Source organism: Venatoribacter cucullus, assembly GCF_016132445.1.
Lineage (GTDB): Bacteria > Pseudomonadota > Gammaproteobacteria > Pseudomonadales > Oceanobacteraceae > Venatoribacter > Venatoribacter cucullus.
On the sequence record NZ_CP046056.1, the window covers coordinates 367433 to 382296 of the forward strand.

A 14864-nucleotide genomic window follows, 5' to 3' on the forward strand; every position below is an offset into this window, starting at 1 on the left:
CGTGCCAGAGCAACCTATGTCCCGTATTCAGCTGTTATCCCCGCGTCTGGCCAACCAGATTGCCGCCGGTGAAGTGGTCGAGCGCCCGGCCAATATCGTCAAAGAGCTGGTGGAAAACGCCCTCGATGCCGGTGCCACCCGCATTGAAATCGACGCTGAACAGGGTGGGGTGAAATTACTGCGTATCCGTGATGACGGCCATGGTATTGCCCAGGATGATCTGCCGCTGGCGTTAAGCCGCCATGCCACCAGTAAAATCACCACGCTGGATGATCTGGAAGCGGTCGCCAGCTTAGGTTTCCGTGGCGAGGCATTGGCCAGTATCAGTTCGGTGACCCGCTTAACCTTAACTTCCCACGCCCACGACAGTGATGAAGCCTGGGCGGTGGAGGCCGAAGGCCGCGATATGGCCACCCGCATCAGCCCGGCGGCACACCCGGTGGGCACTACGGTGGAAGTGCGGGATTTATTTTTTAATACCCCGGCGCGGCGCAAATTTCTGCGCACTGAAAAAACCGAGTTCTCCCATCTGGAAGAAACGGTAAAACGCCTGGCCCTCAGCCGCTACGACGTGGCCCTTACCCTGCGTCATAACGGCCGCACAATTCATCAGTTGCGCCCGGCCGAACGTGGCATTGAAAAAGAAAAGCGCGTCGCCAGTTTATTAAGCGCCGAATTTATCGACAGTTCAGTACACATTGATGCCGAAGCGGCGGGGCTGCAATTGCAGGGCTGGGTGGGTTTGCCGACCTTTTCCCGCTCGCAGGCCGATATGCAGTATTTCTTCGTTAATGGCCGGGTGGTGCGTGACAAGTTAGTGGTGCACGCCATTAAACAGGCCTACCGCGATGTGCTGTACCACGGCCGTCAGCCGGCCTTTGTGCTGTATTTATGGCTGGACCCGAAACTGGTGGATGTGAACGTGCACCCGACCAAACACGAAGTGCGGTTCCGCGATGGCCGGCTGGTGCACGATTTTCTGTTTCGTACCCTGCATCAGGCCCTGGGCAGTGTGCGGCCGCAGGATACTGTGGCCAGCGCCCCGGCCTATGCACTGAATGCGGCCGCCGAACCGGTCAGTGGTGTGGCCGCCGGTGAGTTTCAGCAGCAGGAGCGGCTGAACTGGCAGGTGCCGGTCAGCAACCTGCAGGACCTGAACCGGCCAGCCTATCAGCCGGCGTATGCACCAGCGTTTAATACGGCGCCGGCTGCCAGTGCGGTGGCGGGGCAGCTGGATACTTTGCGGCAGATGAATCAGCCCCTGTCCGCGGCCATGCCGGCTGGCGATGCCGATATGCCGCCGCTGGGGTTCGCCATCGCGCAATTGCACGGCATTTATATTCTGTCGCAGAACGCCCAGGGCATGGTGATTGTGGATATGCACGCGGCCCACGAGCGCATTACTTATGAGCGTTTGAAGCAGGCGGTGGACGAGCAGGGTGTCGCCAGTCAGCCGTTGCTGGTGCCGGTGACCCTGGCGGTCAGTGAGCGTGAAGCCGACACCGCCGAACAGTTTGCCGCTGAGTTTTTACAGCTGGGGGTCGAGCTGGCGCGCATGGGGCCGGAAAATATTGTCGTGCGTCGTATCCCGGTATTGCTGCAGCAGGCGGAAGTGCCGCAGCTGATTACCGATATGCTCGGTGACCTGCTCGAACACGGCACCTCCGACCGTATTCTGGCGCATCGTAATGAACTGCTGGCGACTATGGCCTGCCACGGTTCGGTTCGTGCCAACCGCCGCCTGAGTATTCCGGAAATGAACGCCTTATTGCGCGATATGGAGGCCACCGAGCGCAGCGGCCAGTGCAATCATGGCCGTCCGACCTGGACGCAACTGAGCATGGCCGAGCTCGATAAACTCTTTCTGCGGGGACGCTGATGACCACGCCAACCGGCCTGCCGCCGGCGATCTTTTTAATGGGTCCGACCGCATCGGGTAAAACCGCGCTGGCGCTGGAATTGGTTAAGCGCTATCCGTGCGAAATCATCAGCGTCGATTCGGCGCTGATTTATAAAGGCATGGATATCGGCACGGCCAAGCCCGATGCAGAAATGCTGCAACAAGCCCCGCACCGGCTGATTGATCTGATCGATCCGGCCGACAGCTATTCTGCGGCCAATTTCCGCACTGACGCATTGCGGGAGATGGCTGAGATTACCGCCGCCGGCAAAGTGCCGCTGCTGGTGGGCGGCACCATGATGTATTTCAAATTTCTGCGCGACGGCGCCGCCGATTTACCCCAGGCCGATGAAGCCATTCGTGAGCAGTTGTTGCAGGATGGTTTGCGGCTGGGCTGGCCGGCCATGCACGCGCGGCTGGCCGAGGTCGATCCGCAGGCCGCCGAGCGTCTTAAACCCAATGACTCGCAACGCATTCAGCGGGCGCTGGAAGTTTATGCGGTATCCGGCAAAACACTGTCGCAATTCTGGGCCGAGCAGCAGAGCGAGCCACTGCCGTACAACCTGGTGTCGCTGGCCGTGTGTCCCACCGATCGTGCTGTGCTGCACCAACGCATTGCGCTGCGCTTCCGGCAAATGCTGGAACAAGGCTTCGTTGATGAGGTCAGAGCGCTGTATGCGCGGGGTGATCTGAACGTGAATATGCCGTCGGTACGCTGTGTCGGATACCGCCAGGTATGGGACTATCTGGACGGCAAATATGATTATGAGGAAATGGTGGAGCGTGGCATCATAGCCACTCGCCAGCTTGCCAAGCGTCAGATTACCTGGTTACGCAGCTGGCCCGACCTGCACTGGCTGGATTCCGGAGATCGTAATCTTCTGCAATCTGCCTTGAAAATACTGCATGCCAACGCCATATTTGATTTGCCGTCCTGACCGCACTGATGTTGCTGAGTTTCTCCGGACGACAGGGACTTACTTATCTTTTTTCGCTGTCCCCGTTTTGGACAGCACACCTATATTGAGGAGAACAACATGTCAAAAGGGCATTCCTTACAAGACCCTTACCTGAATCAGCTGCGCAAGGAACGTATTCCTGTGTCCATCTTTCTGGTCAACGGCATCAAACTGCAGGGCCAGATTGAATCCTTCGACCAGTTTGTGATTCTGCTGAAAAACACCGTCAGCCAGATGGTTTACAAACACGCAATTTCTACCGTTGTGCCGTCACGCAATGTGCGCATCCAGCCGCTGGATGGCCAGAGCGAAGGTGATGACGACAGCGACGCTTAATTACTGCAGGAGCCGCTTTCTTGTTCTTTGAACGTCCCGATCACGGCGGCGAAACCGCAATACTGGTGCACATCGATTTCCCGGAAGGGGCGAACCGCGAAGATCTCAGCGAGTTTCAGGAGCTGGTGATTTCCGCGGGTGCCGAGCCGGTGGGGTTGGTGACCACCAAGCGGGCCAAGCCCGATGCCAAAACCTTTATCGGCAAAGGCAAGGTGGAAGAAATCGCCGCTTTGCTGCGTCTGCACGATGCCCATCTGGTGATTTTCAATCACGCCCTCACGCCCAGCCAGGAACGTAACCTGGAAAAAGAATTACAGGCCCGGGTACTCGACCGTACCGGCCTGATTCTGGATATTTTTGCCCAGCGCGCCCGTACTCACGAAGGTAAGCTGCAGGTAGAACTGGCCCAGCTGGAATACCAGTCCACCCGACTGGTGCGCGGCTGGACCCACCTGGAACGGCAAAAGGGCGGTATTGGTTTGCGCGGCCCGGGTGAAACCCAGCTGGAAACCGACCGCCGGCTGCTGCGCGAGCGGGTGAAAAACATTCATGCGCGACTGGACAAAGTACATGCCCAGCGCGACCAGAACCGCCGTGCCCGCAAGCGTTCCGCCATTCCTGGCGTGGCCATTGTAGGCTATACCAACGCCGGTAAATCGACCCTCTTTAATACGCTGACCAGCGCTGAGGTTTACGCCGCTGACCAGCTGTTCGCTACCCTTGACCCGACCCTGCGCCGGCTGGCCATCGATAATGTCGGTGAAATTGTGCTGGCCGATACCGTGGGCTTTATCCGTCATTTGCCGCACAAGCTGGTGGAAGCCTTTCAGGCGACCCTGCAGGAGGCGGCCGAAGCGGATTTATTAATGCATGTGATCGACTGCGCTGCTGCCGAACGGGAAGGCAATATCCAGCAGGTTGAGCTGGTGCTGAAAGAAATTGAAGCCGACAGCGTGCCGCAGCTGCGGGTGTATAACAAAATTGATCTGCTCGGCCATGCCCAGCCACGCATTGACCGCGATGATCAGGGCCGCCCGGTGGCGGTGTGGGTGTCGGCCCAGCAGCGGCTGGGGCTGGACTTACTGGCGCAGGCGCTCAGCGAACTGCTGGGCAGCGAGTTGTATTGCGGCGACATTCTGCTGCATCCGGCCGATGCCCGCTTGCGGGCAATTCTTTACGAACTGGGCGCGGTGCAGCAGGAACGCTGCGAAGAAAATGGTGATATGGTAGTCGCCCTGCGGCTGCAGCTGCAGGATTTTAAACGCGCACTGTCCCGTGCCGGTGTCGATGAACAACGCTTTCTGACGCCGGTGCGCGAAGCCTGGCATTAAGCCGTCTTCGTTTGTGCCGGTAAAATTGGGTATGATCCCGCACACTGCCCTGTGGCAGACTGAATTTATGTGCCTGACTGGAGTGAACTATGGCCTGGAATGAGCCCGGCGGAAAGGGCAATCCGAATGATCCCTGGGGAAATAATAACCGCGGTGGTAATAACAACCGTGGTAATCAACCGCCGGATCTGGATGAAGCCCTGAAGCAGCTGATGGATAAACTGAACGGCTTGTTCGGTGGTGGCAAACGCAACAATAACAGCAACGGCGGCAGCACTGGCGGCAGCGGTGGCTTTATTGGCATTCTGGTGGTCGTACTGGGCATCGTACTGGTGTTCAACTCGGTGTACACCTTGGATGAGCAGGAGCGTGGCGTGGTGATGCGCCTGGGTAAATACCAGGAAACCGTTAACCCCGGTCTGCACTTCAAATTACCGCTGCTGGATCAGGTGATCGCGGTGAATACCACGGCCGTCCGTACGCTGGAAATCCGCGAGCGGATGCTGACCGAAGACGAAAATATCGTCGAAGTTGAGCTGAACGCTCAGTACCGTGTGGCTGATCCGGTGTCCTTTGCGTTACGCATTGAACAACCGGAACGTGCCCTGCAGGTAGCCGCTCAGAGTGCGCTGCGCCACGAAGTGGGCTCGGCCATTATGGATCAGGTGTTAACCGCTGGCCGGGCCGAACTGGCCGATCGTATTCAGATCCGTCTGCAGGATTATCTGGGTCGTTACCAGACAGGTATGGTGCTGACCAACGTCAACATTAAGGATGCCCGTCCGCCCGAGCAGGTGCGCGCCGCGTTCGACGATGTGCAGGTCGCCAAGCTGGATAAAGAGCGCATCATCAACGAAGCCGAAGCGTACGCCAATGCGGTGGTGCCGGAAGCCCGTGGTCGCGCCCAGCGTCAGCTGGAAGAAGCCCGTGCTTACAAAGAGCGCCTGATCGCCCGCGCTGAGGGTGAAGCGGAGCGTTTCAACAAACTGTATGCCGAGTACCGTCGTGCCCCGCAGGTTACCCGCGAGCGTCTGTATATTGAATCGGTTTCCGAGGTTTACACCAACGCCAGCAAAGTGCTGGTGGATGTTAAAGGTGGTAACAACATGATGTATCTGCCGCTGGATAAGCTGATGCAGAACATGCCGGCGGCGCCAGGCAGTACCGGTCTGACCAGTGCTGACTTCTCGCGTCTGACCGATCAGGTACTGAATGAACTGCGCACCCGTCAGGGTGCCACCCAGACCAACACTGTCCGTCGGGAGGGTCGTTAATGTCTCCTAAAGCGTTATTAAGCCTTATTGTGCTGGGCGGCGTGCTGTTGCTGGCCAGCCAGGGCCTGTATGTAGTGAAAGAAACCGAACGTGCCATCAAACTGAAATTCGGTGAGGTGGTGGAAGCCGACCTGCAACCCGGTCTGCACTGGAAAGTGCCCTTTATCGAAGTGGTTAAGCGCTTTGATGCGCGGGTGATGACGCTGGATACTAACCCGTCACGTTTCCTGACTGCCGGTAAGAAATACGTCATTGTTGATGCCTTCGCTAAATGGCGCATCAAAGACGTACGCGCTTACTACAAGGCTACCTCCGGCAGCCGTCTGGAAGCCACCAACCTGCTGGCGGCGCTGCTGAACAAAGGCCTGCGCGATGGCATTGCGGGCCGTACCCTGCACGAAGTGGTGTCCGGTGAGCGGGATGCGCTGATGACCATTCTGACCGCGCAGCTGAACGAACAAACTCAGGTTGAACTGGGTATTGAAGTGCTGGATATGCGGGTAAAAGCCATCGACCTGCCGGAAGACCTGAGTCGTTCGGTGTACAACCGCATGGCCGCCGAACGGAACCGTGAAGCCCGTGAGCACCGCTCTCAGGGTCAGGAATTGTCGGAAGGTATTCAGGCTGATGCCGATCGTCAGAAAGTGGTGCTTGAGGCCGAAGCTTACCGTGAAGCCGAACAAACCCGCGGTGAAGGCGATGCCGAAGCGGCGCGTATTTATGCCTCGGCTTACAACAAAGATCCGGAGTTCTACGCCTTTACGCGCAGCCTGAAGGCTTACACCGAAAGCTTCCGTCAGAACGACGTGCTGTTGCTGGAACCCAGCAGCGATTTCTTCCGTTATCTGAAAGACGCGCAGGGCAAGCAGTAACCGGCCGTCGCCGTTGTGCCTTTGGCGATGGTCAGGGCGCAACGGCTTTGGTAGAATCCTGCAACCGGGCCTGGAGCCCGGTTTTTTTTGTGCGAAGCTTAGGCGGGGATACCTGTGCAACCTGATTTCTGGCGCGAAATAATCATCGCCCTGTGTCTGGTTTTTATTCTGGAAGGGCTGTTGCCCTTCCTGTATCCAACGCGCTGGCGCAGCCTGATTACCCGGCTGGTAACCGCCGATGACCGCACCATACGAATGACCGGCCTGATCAGTATGCTGATCGGTCTCGGCCTACTGTATCTGATCAACTGAGATAAGGCTTGAGCATGACACGCGCTGACCGTTGGTTGCTGCCGGATGGTATTGAAGAAGTTCTGCCCCCGCAGGCCCGTCGTATCGAACAACTGCGCCGCCGTTTACTGGATCTGCTGGATAACTGGGGCTACGACCTGGTGATGCCGCCGACGCTGGAATATCTGGATTCCCTCCTCACCGGCAGCGGCAAAGATCTGGACCTGCGCACCTTTAAAGTAATCGATCAGCTGTCCGGCCGCTTAATGGGCTTAAGTGCCGATACTACGCCGCAGGTAGCCCGTATCGATGCTCACAGTCTGGCCCCGGAAGGCGTCAGCCGTCTCAGTTACTGCCGTACGGTATTTCATGCCAAGGCCGCCTCGTTGCTGGCCAGCCGCACGCCCACCCAGATTGGCGCCGAACTGTACGGCGAAGCCGGACTGGGCGCCGATGTTGAAATCATCAGCCTGATGGTGGCCATGCTTGAAGCCGCCGGCGTCGGTGAGGTGCACCTTGATCTGGGCCATGTTGGTATTTTCCGCGCACTGGCGCAGGAAGCCGGCTTAACCACCGACCAGCAGGCCGAACTCTTTGACTTACTGAAGCTGAAATGTGCCAGCGATATTGATGCCTGGGCCGCTCGCGAAGTAAGCGACCCGCTGCTGGCCTCGGCCTTTGCCCGTCTGATTCGCCTGCAGGGCGATGCCGACAGTCTGGCCGCCGCGCTTGATCAGCTGGCTAAACAAGTGCCGGCCACGGCGCAGGCGATCAGCGATATCCGCCACGTGGCGGAACAGGTGGCGTTGCGCTGCCCGTCCACCCCTATTTATTTCGATCTGTCCGAGCTGCGTGGCTACCATTACCACACCGGACTGGTGTTTGCCGCCTACATTCCCGGCTATGGCGATGCCATTGCCCAGGGCGGCCGTTACGATGAAACCGGTGCCGTGTTCGGGCGCGCCCGTCCGGCCACCGGTTTCAGTGCCGATTTAAAAGTACTGGCGCGGGCCGGCGATTTTGCCGTGGCAGACAAAGCCACCATTATCGCCCCGGCCGACAACGATCCGGCTCTGTGGGCGCGGATTTCAGAATTGCGCAAGGCTGGCCGCCGCGTGGTGGTCGCCATGACACAGGATGATGTGCAGGGTAACGCACAGCTGCTCAGACAGGATGGCAAGTGGCAGCTGGTTGAGTAACTATTAACCACAAACAGGCTGTGCACAGCGGGTGCGCTGCCTCAATTTATTTGAGTGATTGGTACCGAGATGGGCAAAAGCGTTGTTGTACTGGGCACCCAATGGGGTGACGAAGGTAAGGGTAAGATCGTTGATCTGCTGACTGAAAAAGCCGCTGCGGTGGTGCGTTTTCAGGGCGGTCATAACGCCGGTCATACCCTGGTTATTAATGGCGAAAAAACCGCCCTGCACCTGATTCCGTCCGGCATTCTGCGTGACGGCGTCACCTGCATTATCGCCAACGGCGTGGTGGTGGCTCCGGATGCCTTGCTGAAAGAGATCCGCGCCCTGGAAGCCCGTGGTGTGCCGGTGATGGAGCGTCTGCGCTTATCCCACGCCTGTCCGCTGATTCTGCCGTACCACTGCGCGCTGGATCAGGCCCGCGAACTCAAGCGTGGCAATGCCAAAATCGGCACCACCGGTCGTGGTATCGGCCCGGCGTACGAAGACAAAGTCTCTCGTCGTGGTTTGCGCGTGGGTGATCTGTACCAGCCGGAGTTCGCCGACAAGCTGAAAGAAGTGATGGAATACCACAACTTCTCACTGAAGCATTACTACGGCGTCGACGAAGTCAGCTACGAAGAAACCCTGGCGGCCTGTCAAGACTGGGCCGCGCAGCTGCAAGACATCGTCGTGGATGCGGTTGATCTGGTGCACGGCGTGCGTGAGCAGGGCGGCGACATCATGTTTGAAGGCGCCCAGGGCACACTGCTGGACATCGACCACGGTACCTACCCGTTCGTAACCTCATCCAACACCACCGCTGGTGGTGTGGCTACCGGTTCCGGCGTGGGCCCGCTGTATCTGGATCAGATTCTGGGGATCACCAAGGCTTATACCACCCGCGTGGGTTCTGGCCCGTTCCCGACTGAGCTGTTTGACAGCATCGGCGAACACCTGCAAACCGTGGGTAACGAAAAAGGCACCACCACCGGCCGTTCCCGTCGTTGTGGCTGGTTCGATGCCATGCTGGTAAAACACGCCATCCGCGTAAACTCCATCAACACCATCTGCCTGACCAAACTGGACGTACTGGATGGTCTGGAAACCATCAAGGTGTGCGTAGGTTACGAAGACCAGAACGGTAACGCCATCAATGTACCGGCCAGTGCCGATCAGTTCGAAAAAATCCGTCCGGTGTACAAAGAACTGCCGGGTTGGAAAGAATCCACGTTTGGTGCCAAAAAACTGGAAGATCTGCCGGAAAATGCCCGTGCGTATATCCGCTTTGTGGAAGAAGCCATCGGTGCGCCGATTGATATTATTTCAACCGGCCCGGATCGGGTAGAAACCATCGTACTGCGTCACAGCTTCGAGCTGTAAGCCTGACGATAGGCACAAAAAAGCCGGCAACCGCCGGCTTTTTTGTGCCTGTTTCATTGCCGCTGGAGGTTCAGGGCAGGCTGGGAAAACACTCCGTCAGATCGCTGAACGAGGCCACGGCCGGATGAGCCGGTTGTGCCTGCAATGGCTCGTCACGCACCAACCAGGCGGTTTGCAGGCCAGCGGCCCGGGCGGCATCCAGCTCTTCTTTAATGTCGGATAAAAACAGCATTTCTGCGGCGTTAATGCCATGCGTACGCTGCAACTCTGCCGCGATGCGCCGGTAGGATTCCGCTTCCCGTTTGCCGCCGACCTGAGTATCAAAATGACCGCTGAACAGCGGCAGCAAATTGCCATCTTCGCTGTGGGCAAAAAACAGTTTCTGCGCCGCCACCGAACCCGAGGAATACACATACAGCGGCAGCTCGCAGGCGTGCCAGTGGCGCAGAGCGGCGGTGGCATCCGGGTACATATGGGCGCGGTAAGCGCCGCTTTCGTAGCCGGCCTGCCAGATTAGCCCTTGCAGAGTTTTTAGCGGCGTGGCTTTTTTATCTGCGCTAATCCAATCCAGTAATACTTGAATCAGCGCCTCGGTATCGTCGCTGGCCACCGGCCTCCCTTCGGTCGTACTCAGGGCGGCGGTGTCGGCCAGCAGGCTGCGCAGCTCGTCGCTGTGCGCGCGTACATAGGCCGGCAAATGCTCAGCGGCGTAGGGAAACAGCACGTCTTTCACAAAGGAAATGGACGAGGTGGTGCCTTCGATGTCGGTCAGAATCAGCTTAATGGTCATCAGTTTTCCAGCCGGTTGAAGCGTTCGGCAATGTCGCTGCCGGTGAAGTTGGCCACCCAGCCGTCCGGGTTGTTGAACAACCGGATGGCGACAAAGCCCGGATTCGGGCCCATATCGAACCAATGCGGGGTGTTGGCCGGTACGCTGATCAGGTCGCCCTGCTGGCACAGCACTTCGTAAATTTTATTATCGACATGCAGGGTAAACAGGCCTTCGCCGGCGACAAAGAAACGGACTTCGTCTTCGCTGTGGGTGTGCTCACTGAGGAACTTCTGCCGCAATTCGGCTTTCTGCGGGTGGCTGGCATCGAGGCTGATCACATCCATGCTCTGATATCCCTGTTCAGCAATCAGGCGGTCAATATCGGTACGGTAAGCGGCCAGCACGTCTTCGGCGGCAGCACCGGGGGCGATGCTGGCAGCGGTCTGCCACTGCTCAAAACGCACGCCGATTTCCCCCAGCTTATTGTGAATGCTCAGGTTGTTGTCACTGCCGAACAGCAGGTTGGTGGTGTCGCTGTCGTTATAAATTCTTATGGCGCTCATACAAACCTCAGAGTGGACGGAGTTTCAGCAATTCCAGCTGGTAGCCCAGCAGGTTTTCCAGCGCTTCCAGATGGCGGAAGCATTCGGTCAGATCTTTGCCCCAGGTATAAACCCCGTGGCCACGGATCAGATAGGCATGGCCTTGCCCCTGCTGCTGCATGGTGGCTTCCACCTGCGCGGCCAGCCGGGCAATGTCCTGGTCGTTGGCAAACAACGGAAAATTCAGGGTGGCTTCGTGGGTGGTTTCACCGGCAAAGGCTTTCTGCAGCTCCCAGCCGCTGATGCTCAGCTGTTCCTGCGGCCAGATTTGCGACAACACCACCGCCACCGGCGAGTGGGTGTGCAGCACGGCGCCAATACCGGCATCGCGCTGATACAGCTGGGTATGCAACAGGGTTTCGGCCGAGGGTTTGCCGTTGGTCAGCGGCTGGCCCTGCCAGTCGACCACCAGAATATCGGCCGGCGTCAGTTCGCCTTTGTGTTTACCGGAGCTGGTCAGGGCGCAGCACTGGTCGTTCAGGCGCACCGAGTAGTTGGAGCTGGTGGCCGGTGACCAGCCGCGCTGATACAGAATGCGGCCGGTATCGCCCAATGCCTGAGCGGCGCGGGCAAAGTCCTGCGGGTTAAACACGGTCATCTCCTCAGCGGGCCAGCAGCAGCGCTACGCTGTCGTGGTCAGGATTCATAATCAGGCCCTTTTCGGTGGCGATCACATCAATCAGTTCGGCCGGCGTTACGTCAAACGACGGGTTAATGGCCGGACAGCCGGCCGGGGCAATGGGCTGGCCAAACAGGCTGGTCACTTCTTCCGCCGGGCGCTGCTCAATCGGAATGGCGGCACCGCTGTCGAGGGTCGGGTCAAAGGTGCTGGTCGGCGCTGCCACCATCACTTTGACGCCATGGTGTTTGGCCAGTACCGCCAGGCTGTAGGTGCCGATCTTATTGGCCACATCGCCATTGGCGGTAATGCGGTCGGCGCCGACGATGACCCAATCGACCTTACCGGTACGGAACAGCTGTGCCGCTGCACCATCGCATACCAGTGACACCGGAATCTTGTCCTGCAGCAGTTCCCAGGCGGTTAAACGGGCGCCCTGCAGCCACGGACGGGTTTCGCCGGCAAAGACTTCCTGCACTTTGCCGTCGGCGTAACCGGAGCGGATGATGCCCAGCGCTGTGCCATGGCCGCCGGTGGCCAGTGCGCCGGTGTTGCAGTGGGTATAAATGACAGCCTTTTCGCCCAGCACCGAGGCGCCGAACTGGCCCATGGCAAGGTTGGCGATAATGTCTTCTTCGTGAATGCGGCGGGCTTCGGCCACTAATGCTTCGGTACCGGCGTGGCTGAGGGCGGCCATGCGTTCCAGCGCCCAGAATAAATTCACTGCGGTGGGGCGGGATTCGGCCAGTACCCGGAAGGCCTGGTGCAGATCGCGACCAGCCAGCGCGTCGAGGGCGTAACCATAAGCGGCGGCAATGCCGATGGCGGGCGCGCCACGCACCACCATGTCGCGGATGGCATCGGCGACTTCAGCGGCGCTGCGGTAGTGCAGCATCTGTTGCTGATGCGGCAGCAGGCGCTGGTCCAGCAGGTGCAGGCTGTGGTGATGCCATTCAATGGCATGGAACGAGGCGCGGTGCCCGGCAACAGAGGGTACAGACATAGTTCATATCCAGCGTGGCAGGCGTCGGGCTGACGGCCTGCAGAAACAGGCCGGCCATTTTAGCCCAGCCGGGCGCCGGGCTGAACCTTTAAAACTAGCCGCGCCGTCAGAGCTCGTGCTGCATGTGCAGGTAAGCCTGAATCAGGCCCTGGGTGGAGCCGTCAAAGTTGGCCGGCACCGGCTCGCCTTCCAGTGCGTGCAGCACTTTATTGCCCAGTTGTTTGCCCAGCTCCACGCCCCACTGATCGAAGGAGTTGATGCCCCACAGCATGCCCTGGGCCGCCACTTTATGTTCGTACAGGGCGATTAAGGCACCGATGGTGGCCGGTCGTGAACGCGGGAAATACAGGGTATTGCTGGGGCGGTTGCCGGGAATCACCTTCTGCGGTGCCAGCTGGCGCGCCGCTTCGGCGTCCATGCCACTGTCGAGCAGCTCCTGCAGCGCTTCGGCTTCCGACTTGCCTTGCAGCAGCGCCTGGCTCTGGCTCAGACAGTTGGAGACCAGCATGGCGTGGAAGTTATCAATCGGGTTATGGCTCTGCATCGGCATAATAAAATCGCAGGGCGAGAAATGCGTGCCCTGATGCAGCAGCTGGTGGAAGGCGTGCTGGCCGTTGGTGCCGACACCGCCCCAGATAATCGGGCCGGTATCGTAATCCACTGGCGTACCGTCCTGGGTCACCGACTTGCCGTTACTTTCCATATCCAGCTGTTGCAGGTGTGCCGGCAGCGAGCGCAGGTAGTGGTCGTAAGGCAGAATGGCGTGCGAACCGACATCAAAGAAGTTCACATACCAGACGCCCAGCAACGCCATAATCACCGGCATATTCTGGTGCAGCGGCGCGGTGCGGAAGTGCTCGTCCATTTCGTAAGCGCCGCGCAGTAACTCGCGGAAATTGTCGATGCCCACCGCCAGCGCCAGCGGCAGGCCAATGGCCGACCACAGCGAATAGCGGCCGCCGACCCAGTCCCACATCGGGAAAATATTGTCTTCGGCGATGCCGAACTCCACCGCTTTCTGCACGTTGGAGGATACGGCCGTGAAGTGCTTGGCCAGATCGGCCTCGGTACCGCCGTTGTCGAGGAACCAGTGGCGGCAGGCCAGCGCATTTTTCAGCGTTTCCTGAGTGCCGAAGGATTTCGACTGAATAATAAACAGCGTGGTGGCCGGGTCGAGGCGGCGCAGAATTTCGGTGATGTGCGAACCATCGATATTGGCCAGGTAATGAATGTTCAGACGGCTGTCCCAGTAGGGCTTGAGCGCACCGGAGGCCAGTTTCGGGCCCAGAAAGGACCCGCCAATACCAATCGAGACCACATCGGTAAAGGCTTTGTTGGTGTAACCGCGCCACTGGTTGCGGCGGATTTTCCAGCAGAATTCTTCCATGCGCCGGATGGTGGCGCGCACTTCCGGCATGATGTCCTGGCCGTCGACCAGCACCGGACGGTCACTGAAGTTGCGCAGGGCAGTATGCAGGGCCGGGCGTTGCTCGCTGCGGTTGACCACGTCGCCCCGGAACAGGCCTTCAATCTGCGCCGGCAGGTTGCGTTCCTGTGCCAGTTGCAGCAGCAGTTGCAGGGTGTCATTGGTGATGCGGTTTTTCGAGTAATCGAGGCTGAGGCCGGCCGCTTGCAGGTGAAAACGCTGGAAACGCTGCGGATCGGCGGCAAACCAGTCGCGCATGTGCTGGTGGCGAATGCTCTGATAATGCTGTTGCAGCTGTTGCCACAGCGGCGATTGAGTCAGGCTGGCAGTAATGGCCATGAAGATTTCCTTAAATAAACCGACGCAACAAGGGCGCTTCAGGGCGCGAGTATACGGAAGCCGGATCAGCCATTAAAGGCAGGACTGTGTTTCCGTTGAGCGGAACGGCGGGCATAAAAAAACGCCGCACAGCAGAGCCGGGCGGCGTTTTAACAATTCAGTACGAATCAGGCAACCTGTACCGGAATATCGAAGCTGGTATGGCTGACGCTGTTATCGGCGTTCAGGTAGACCATTTTCGGGCGGAAAGTCGCCAGTTCTTTTTCGTCATAGTTGGCGTAGGCGCAGATAATCACCCGGTCACCGACATCGGCCATATGCGCCGCTGCACCGTTGACGGAGATGATACCGGAGCCGTCTTCACCACGGATGATGTAAGTGGTAAAGCGTTTGCCGTTATTAATGTTGTAGATCTGGATCTGTTCAAACTCACGCATTCCCGCGAGATCCAGCAACTTGCCGTCAATGGCGCAAGAGCCTTCATAATTCAGCACCGAGTGGGTAACCCGGGCCTGATGAAGCTTGGCTTTGAGCATGATGGACTGCATGGTAAACCCTTTCTTAACTAATCGGACGAAA

General features: G+C 58.6%; 15 protein-coding genes. 9 read left to right on the forward strand and 6 right to left on the reverse strand.

The window, feature by feature from the left end; translation table 11 throughout:
• Positions 1–16: 16 nt before the first annotated feature.
• The 9 genes from mutL to GJQ55_RS01875 all read left to right on the forward strand — a co-directional run bounded on the left by mutL (position 17) and on the right by GJQ55_RS01875 (position 9524).
• Positions 17–1879 carry a DNA mismatch repair endonuclease MutL gene (mutL, locus tag GJQ55_RS01835; protein WP_228345813.1) on the forward strand — a complete coding sequence of 621 codons (1863 nt, stop codon included), beginning with the start codon at positions 17–19 and terminating at the stop codon, positions 1877–1879.
• Entirely contained in the window at positions 1879–2838 is a 960-nt protein-coding gene (miaA, locus tag GJQ55_RS01840; protein ID WP_228345814.1) for a tRNA (adenosine(37)-N6)-dimethylallyltransferase MiaA, read from the forward strand. The genes mutL and miaA overlap by 1 nt, the downstream gene beginning before the upstream one ends.
• 99 nt (positions 2839–2937) lie before the next feature.
• Positions 2938–3195 (forward strand): RNA chaperone Hfq, encoded by a 258-nt coding sequence (gene hfq / locus GJQ55_RS01845; protein WP_228345815.1) that lies wholly within the window; start codon positions 2938–2940, stop codon positions 3193–3195.
• Positions 3196–3215: 20 nt separating this feature from the next.
• Positions 3216–4526 (forward strand): ribosome rescue GTPase HflX, encoded by a 1311-nt coding sequence (gene hflX, locus GJQ55_RS01850; protein WP_228345816.1) that lies wholly within the window; start codon positions 3216–3218, stop codon positions 4524–4526.
• Positions 4527–4615: 89 nt separating this feature from the next.
• On the forward strand, positions 4616–5800 hold the full coding sequence (gene hflK / locus GJQ55_RS01855; RefSeq protein ID WP_228345817.1) for an FtsH protease activity modulator HflK: 1185 nt from the start codon (positions 4616–4618) through the stop codon (positions 5798–5800).
• Positions 5800–6672, forward strand: coding sequence for a protease modulator HflC (hflC, locus tag GJQ55_RS01860; protein ID WP_228345818.1), 873 nt, complete (start codon positions 5800–5802; stop codon positions 6670–6672). The genes hflK and hflC overlap by 1 nt, the downstream gene beginning before the upstream one ends.
• 114 nt (positions 6673–6786) lie before the next feature.
• Entirely contained in the window at positions 6787–6984 is a 198-nt protein-coding gene (locus GJQ55_RS01865; RefSeq protein WP_228345819.1) for a DUF2065 domain-containing protein, read from the forward strand.
• Positions 6985–6998: 14 nt separating this feature from the next.
• Complete coding sequence (locus GJQ55_RS01870; protein WP_228345820.1) at positions 6999–8162, forward strand: ATP phosphoribosyltransferase regulatory subunit; 1164 nt, start codon at positions 6999–7001, stop codon at positions 8160–8162.
• Between the two features lie 69 nt (positions 8163–8231).
• A complete protein-coding gene (locus tag GJQ55_RS01875) occupies positions 8232–9524 on the forward strand; it encodes an adenylosuccinate synthase (RefSeq protein WP_228345821.1) in 1293 nt (430 codons plus the stop codon).
• A 70-nt stretch (positions 9525–9594) separates the two neighbouring features.
• On the opposite strand, the gene mtnC is transcribed toward GJQ55_RS01875, so the two are convergent.
• From mtnC to panD, 6 genes are all read right to left on the reverse strand, one after another.
• Positions 9595–10314, reverse strand: a complete 720-nt coding sequence (gene mtnC, locus GJQ55_RS01880) for an acireductone synthase (protein ID WP_228345822.1) — start codon at positions 10312–10314, stop codon at positions 9595–9597.
• Positions 10314–10859 (reverse strand): 1,2-dihydroxy-3-keto-5-methylthiopentene dioxygenase, encoded by a 546-nt coding sequence (locus GJQ55_RS01885; RefSeq protein ID WP_228345823.1) that lies wholly within the window; start codon positions 10857–10859, stop codon positions 10314–10316. The genes mtnC and GJQ55_RS01885 overlap by 1 nt, the downstream gene beginning before the upstream one ends.
• Positions 10860–10866: 7 nt before the next feature.
• Positions 10867–11490, reverse strand: a complete 624-nt coding sequence (locus GJQ55_RS01890) for a methylthioribulose 1-phosphate dehydratase (protein WP_420907149.1) — start codon at positions 11488–11490, stop codon at positions 10867–10869.
• 10 nt (positions 11491–11500) lie between these two features.
• Entirely contained in the window at positions 11501–12520 is a 1020-nt protein-coding gene (gene mtnA / locus GJQ55_RS01895; protein ID WP_228345825.1) for an S-methyl-5-thioribose-1-phosphate isomerase, read from the reverse strand.
• Positions 12521–12626: 106 nt separating this feature from the next.
• Positions 12627–14285 (reverse strand): glucose-6-phosphate isomerase, encoded by a 1659-nt coding sequence (gene pgi, locus GJQ55_RS01900; protein WP_228345826.1) that lies wholly within the window; start codon positions 14283–14285, stop codon positions 12627–12629.
• Positions 14286–14452: 167 nt separating this feature from the next.
• Positions 14453–14833, reverse strand: a complete 381-nt coding sequence (gene panD, locus GJQ55_RS01905) for an aspartate 1-decarboxylase (protein ID WP_228345827.1) — start codon at positions 14831–14833, stop codon at positions 14453–14455.
• Positions 14834–14864 lie beyond the last annotated feature (31 nt).

What these genes read in the sequence shown, in the direction of transcription:
- mutL (WP_228345813.1), top strand. Translation starts at nt 17, where the DNA reads ATGTCCCGTATTCAGCTGTTATCCCCGCGTCTGGCCAACCAGATTGCC.
- miaA (WP_228345814.1), top strand. Translation starts at nt 1,879, where the DNA reads ATGACCACGCCAACCGGCCTGCCGCCGGCGATCTTTTTAATGGGTCCG.
- hfq (WP_228345815.1), top strand. Translation starts at nt 2,938, where the DNA reads ATGTCAAAAGGGCATTCCTTACAAGACCCTTACCTGAATCAGCTGCGC.
- hflK (WP_228345817.1), top strand. Translation starts at nt 4,616, where the DNA reads ATGGCCTGGAATGAGCCCGGCGGAAAGGGCAATCCGAATGATCCCTGG.
- hflC (WP_228345818.1), top strand. Translation starts at nt 5,800, where the DNA reads ATGTCTCCTAAAGCGTTATTAAGCCTTATTGTGCTGGGCGGCGTGCTG.
- GJQ55_RS01870 (WP_228345820.1), top strand. Translation starts at nt 6,999, where the DNA reads ATGACACGCGCTGACCGTTGGTTGCTGCCGGATGGTATTGAAGAAGTT.
- GJQ55_RS01875 (WP_228345821.1), top strand. Translation starts at nt 8,232, where the DNA reads ATGGGCAAAAGCGTTGTTGTACTGGGCACCCAATGGGGTGACGAAGGT.
- mtnC (WP_228345822.1), bottom strand. Translation starts at nt 10,314, where the DNA reads ATGACCATTAAGCTGATTCTGACCGACATCGAAGGCACCACCTCGTCC.
- GJQ55_RS01885 (WP_228345823.1), bottom strand. Translation starts at nt 10,859, where the DNA reads ATGAGCGCCATAAGAATTTATAACGACAGCGACACCACCAACCTGCTG.
- mtnA (WP_228345825.1), bottom strand. Translation starts at nt 12,520, where the DNA reads ATGTCTGTACCCTCTGTTGCCGGGCACCGCGCCTCGTTCCATGCCATT.
- pgi (WP_228345826.1), bottom strand. Translation starts at nt 14,285, where the DNA reads ATGGCCATTACTGCCAGCCTGACTCAATCGCCGCTGTGGCAACAGCTG.
- panD (WP_228345827.1), bottom strand. Translation starts at nt 14,833, where the DNA reads ATGCAGTCCATCATGCTCAAAGCCAAGCTTCATCAGGCCCGGGTTACC.